Genomic DNA, 788 nt, shown 5'->3' with positions numbered 1-788 from the left:
CCCCCCCCCGACGGCATTGATGTGCCATAGTGGAGGTGTTGAACACCACTTGAGGAGGCGTCCATGTCGGAGATTAGCACGATCGGATTGGATATCGCAAAGAATGTGTTTCATGCGCACGGGGCCGATGCGAACTGGTTTCAGATTTTCAGTCGATGGATTACGCGCGGTAAAGTGCTGTCGTTTTTTGCTGCTCAGCCAAAGTGCCTAGTCGCGCTGGAAGCTTGCGGCGGGGCGCACCATTGGGCTCGGGAGCTCATGCGTATAGGACATGACGTTCGGTTGATTGCGCCAGCCTACGTGAAGCCGTTCGTGAAGCGGCAAAAGAACGATGCCGCTGATGCCGAGGCCATTTGCGAGGCTGCGCAGCGTCCGAACATGCGGTTTGTGATGGTGAAGAGCGAGGAGGAGCAAGCCTCGGCACTGGTGTTCCGAACCCGCGATCTTCTTGTCCGGCAACGCACGCAAACCATCAACGCGATTCCGGGGCATATGGCTGAGTATGGCTGGGTTGCACCGAAAGGGCCAAGCTGGGTAGCGCAGCTTAGTGAACTGATCGATGATGCGGTTACCGCGTCGCTACCGCCGGCTGCGCGAGAGATGTTCCGCGTCATGCTCGGCATCCTTGAGGAGTTCGATCACCGGATAGCGGAACTCGACAAGGAAATTGCGCGGCGAGCCCGTGAAGATGAAGTCGCTCGTCGGCTGATGACCATCCCCGGCATTGGACCAATAGCCGCCACAGCGATCGCGGCACTCGCACCTGCAGCAGCCACATTCAAACGAGG

General features: G+C 58.5%; 1 protein-coding gene. It reads left to right on the top strand.

Annotation, left to right across the window (positions count from 1 at the left end):
* Positions 1–63: 63 nt before the first annotated feature.
* The coding region (locus tag EOE18_RS18210; protein WP_127712172.1) for an IS110 family RNA-guided transposase at positions 64–788 on the top strand (725 nt) is incomplete at its 3' end.

The organism is Novosphingobium umbonatum, assembly GCF_004005905.1.
GTDB lineage: Bacteria > Pseudomonadota > Alphaproteobacteria > Sphingomonadales > Sphingomonadaceae > Novosphingobium > Novosphingobium umbonatum.
Note: the sequence above shows the minus strand (reverse complement) of the source record. Positions and strands in the feature narration are given on the sequence as shown.